This window comes from Edaphosphingomonas fennica (genome assembly GCF_003034225.1).
Classification (GTDB): Bacteria; Pseudomonadota; Alphaproteobacteria; order Sphingomonadales; family Sphingomonadaceae; genus Sphingomonas_E; species Sphingomonas_E fennica.
In genome coordinates this window covers 1-3,615 of the sequence record NZ_PHHF01000028.1, presented here as the reverse complement: position 1 = coordinate 3,615, position 3,615 = coordinate 1, and the positions used below count along the sequence as shown (strand labels likewise).

The following is a 3,615-nucleotide window of genomic DNA, read 5'->3' as shown; positions in this document are numbered from 1 at the left end:
GAGGTTAGTCCGGCGAGCAGAGGCATTCTCAACTTACCTCATCATCACTGATACTCCATTTCAGCGCCGCAACGGCGCACTGTCCTTGTATCCAAATTGGTGGCCATCGCGCGAACGCGGGTTCCAGCGCACCAGGCAGACCACGGCAAAGATGCTCCCGGGAACGCCGCCGACCAGTTCCTGGGCCGCGGCGTAATAGGTGCGGTTTCCGGGACAGGAGGACGCCAGCACCCGGAGCCCGCGGGTGGTGCCGTCGTCGAGCGTGCGTTCATAGGTCAGTTGTGCGTCGAGATAGGATTTGGCGCTCTTGTGGCCTCCCATCGACGTGAAGTGCATGAAAAGCCATACCATGGGTGATTGTCCTTTCTGATGTTGAGAAACTGGCGCCCGAGAGGGACCGGGGCCGGCGTCAGGCAGCGAGCGCGGGTGCCGGCGCGTCATCCTCGTGGCATTCGCTGTCAGCTGCGGCGCTGCCGAAACTCTTGAGGTAGGCGAAGGCCTGCTCCGCTTTGGCGGCGGCATGGATGATCGCGGTCTTGTCGCCGCGCAGGATGCCGAGCCAATGCCCGACATAGCTCGCATGGCTGTCGTGCAGCACATTCGGCAGGCCGAGATCTGCGCAGCAGAGCCCCGCCCCGATTTCGGCGACGAGCTCCTCGAATGCATAGGCCTTGTCGCCGAAGCGCTTGCCGAAGGTGCGGGCCAGCCTGTCGGAGTGGCCCGACCAATGGACGGTCTCGTGACATCTCGTCGACGCGTACAGGTCCATGCTGCGAAACGAGGTGCGGCTCGGCATCTGGATATGGTCGAAGGTCGGCGTGAAGTAAGCTTGGTTGCCGCCATGGCGGACGTCGGCGGGGATGGCGTCGAAGAAGGCGTCGATCGCCGCCTGACGGGTGGAGGGTTCGACCGGCGTTTCCGGCTCTTCGGGCGCGTAGAAATAGGCCGGGAGCGCGTCGATCTGGTCGGCATTGAAGACGACGTAGTGGCGAAGGAAGCGGATGTTCTTCTCGACCTCCTTGCCGGTTTGGGGATGCTCCTCGGTCTTCTTGAACGAGGAATAATAGACCGAGATCGCGCCGGTCTCGCCGCGCCGGACATTGGCGCCGAGCGCCTCGGCCTGGCGATAGGTCATCCAGAAGCGCGAGCGGTAGCCCATCGCGTCGCCGAACGCCCAGAGATAGAGCGTGTTGATGCCGGTGTAAGGCGTCCCGCAGTGCCGGAGCGGGCGGCCGCCAGCGCCGCTGCACCGCCAGGGTCTCGACCAGGGCGGAACGCCTCCCTCGAGCTTGCGGATGATGAGATCCGTGATTTCCGCGGCGACGTCGCGGCTGGACCGACGGGAAGCTGACATGGTGGGAACTCCGCTGCGGGGGAAAAGGAAACCGCCGACGCGTGTCTGCGCGCCGGCGGTCAGCACTCCAGGAGGTGAGAGGCGTCAGGCCGCGAGCGCGTCCTGATCGTCCAGCTGAGGTTCGCCATCGGCGTCGTTCACCGCGACCGTCTCCTGATCGCCGCCCTGGTCCTCGGGCTCGTCGTCGACATCGAGATCGTCGGCCGGCGCAGAGTCGAGGAACTTCATGGCGTTCGGGACCCAGGCGAGCGCCGCGTCGCGAACCTCGGGCTCGACGATCGCCTCCCCGGCGAAGAGCTTGGCGCAAGATTCCGAGATCTCGGACTTCTTCATCGTTGCGTGACGCGCCGTGAGCGCCGCACCGCCGACATCGGCGAGCAAGGTCAGGATCGAACCCTTGCTGACCCGGTCGAAGAAGTTCTCCGAGGTCGGCCGCCACCAGCTTGCGACATCGATTTCCATGATGGTCGCAAGCCGGTTGTGCAGCGGGGACTGCTCGGCGCGGGAATTCGGCGCTTCGAGCGACATCGCGACGATATAGGCGAGCCAGGCAGCCTTGGCGTCGTCGTCGAGACCGCGGAAGGCCTCGAACCGGTCGACCTGCGACTGGTACTCGGTCCAGCCGGCATCGAGTCCGTCATGGGCTTCGGCGAGATAGCTACGGGCGCGGGTCGCAGGCTGCTCGCCGGTGACCGGGTCCTGGGGCGAGCGCGCGCGAATGGTCGAGCCATAGGCGCTTTCGGCGGTCATGCGGTCGTCGATCATGACGAAGAGCGCATAGTCGAGCGCGAGGGCCGGGTGGCTGAGGAGCGTCGCCGCCAGGACGTCGCGCCGCTGCATCGCGAGCTCGTCGTAGAGCCGCGCGCTGAGCGGCTTGCCGCCCGGAGCCACCGCTTCCAGCCGAGAGGTCGGGGTCGCGGATTCCCTGCCGGCACCGCTCGGCCGGCTGCGCGAGCCTTTGTCCGGGGTGTCGCCCGTCTCGTCCTCGGTGCCGCCGATCCGGATCGGCTCCTCGCTGTAATATTCGGCGTCGAGCACCATTTCGCCCTTGGGCGTGAGCTTGAGGAAGGCGCCGACCAGCGGCCGCAGTTCGTCCGGCAGGACCGGCGCGACGTTGCGGATCGCATGCTCCTCGGCGCTGAGCGCGTCATATTCCTGGTCCAGCGCCTTATAGGCGTCCTCGCCGATGGCTTCGTCGTCCATCGCCACGGAAATCGCCTGCTGACGTTCCGCGATCGCCTCGAGCCGGGCCTGCTGTTCCTCGGTCAGGTCCGCGGCGGGCAGGATGACGCGATAGAGGCCGGCGGCGGCGCTGTGGGTATAGTTGGACGCGATCGGACGGATCCAGCCGAGGCCCAGTTCCTCACCGACGCGCTTGGCTTCCGCCTCCATGATGTCCGCGGCGAGCCGCTGCGCGATCTCGGGATTGACCCACTTGTCGCCGCTGTCGCTGAAGAGGTCGCGGTCGACCTTGCCGCCGGCGTCCGCGTAGCGGTCCTCGCCGACCAGGATGGCGACGGGATCCGTCGAGTTCATGGTTTCGTTGGCGATGACACGGCGGATGGTGTCGGCGTTGGAGTAGCTGGTGCCGTAGCTGTTCCAGACGAGCAGCTGCTTCTCCTGGTTCTCGGTCGATGCATAGGCCTTGGCGACGTCGAGCGTGATCGTGCCTTCGCTCAGCGCCTCGAAGATCGGTTCGGCGAGCGTCGCAAGGCGCAGGCGGCCCTCGACGAAGCGGCGGGTGAGGCCGAAGCGCTTGGCGACCCCGTCGATGTCGCCGGTCAGTCCGATGAAATACTGGAACGCCCGGCATTCCTCGGCCGGCGTCATCTTGAGCTGGTGGAAGTTGGCCGCCGTCGACGTCTCGGACAGGGTCGCCTCGTCACCGACCAGGACCTTCACGGGAACGTCATAGGTCTCGGGGTCGATCACGCCGCGCTCGGCGAGCAGGCGCAGGCCGCGTAGGCGGCGACCGCCGTCGAACACCTCGAAGGTGCCGCGCGGTTTCCGGACGGGCGTGACGAGCAGGTTCTGCAGGACGCCGCGCGCTTCGAGATCGGCCGCCATTTGCGGGATTTCGAGCAGTTCGTCGGGTCGCTTGCGGACGTTGATGGGCGAAAGCGTGAGCTTGGCGAGCTTAACGGATGCGGTCATGGGAAGGAGCTCCATCTGGCGTCCGGATGTCAACGGCGGAGCAAAAACCGGCCATTGGGCGGCGCAAAACCAGGCCACTGGCGCTGCTGCGAGCGGGGAACGTCGGG

Annotated in this window: 2 protein-coding genes and 1 pseudogene; all 3 read right to left on the bottom strand. The window is 66.3% G+C overall.

Annotated elements, in window-relative coordinates; translation table 11 throughout:
* Positions 1–81: 81 nt before the first annotated feature.
* A pseudogene (locus tag CV103_RS06810) lies at positions 82–351 on the bottom strand (DUF6927 domain-containing protein); the annotation flags it as partial.
* Positions 352–409: 58 nt separating this feature from the next.
* Positions 410–1,354 carry an ArdC family protein gene (locus CV103_RS06805; protein WP_107394417.1) on the bottom strand — a complete coding sequence of 315 codons (945 nt, stop codon included), beginning with the start codon at positions 1,352–1,354 and terminating at the stop codon, positions 410–412.
* Positions 1,355–1,438: 84 nt separating this feature from the next.
* Positions 1,439–3,508, bottom strand: a complete 2,070-nt coding sequence (locus tag CV103_RS06800; protein ID WP_107394418.1) for a ParB/RepB/Spo0J family partition protein — start codon at positions 3,506–3,508, stop codon at positions 1,439–1,441.
* Positions 3,509–3,615: the final 107 nt, after the last annotated feature.

Excerpts from the sequence above, each read along its gene's own strand:
- CV103_RS06800 (WP_107394418.1), bottom strand. The coding sequence starts at position 3,508 with ATGACCGCATCCGTTAAGCTCGCCAAGCTCACGCTTTCGCCCATCAAC.
- CV103_RS06805 (WP_107394417.1), bottom strand. The coding sequence starts at position 1,354 with ATGTCAGCTTCCCGTCGGTCCAGCCGCGACGTCGCCGCGGAAATCACG.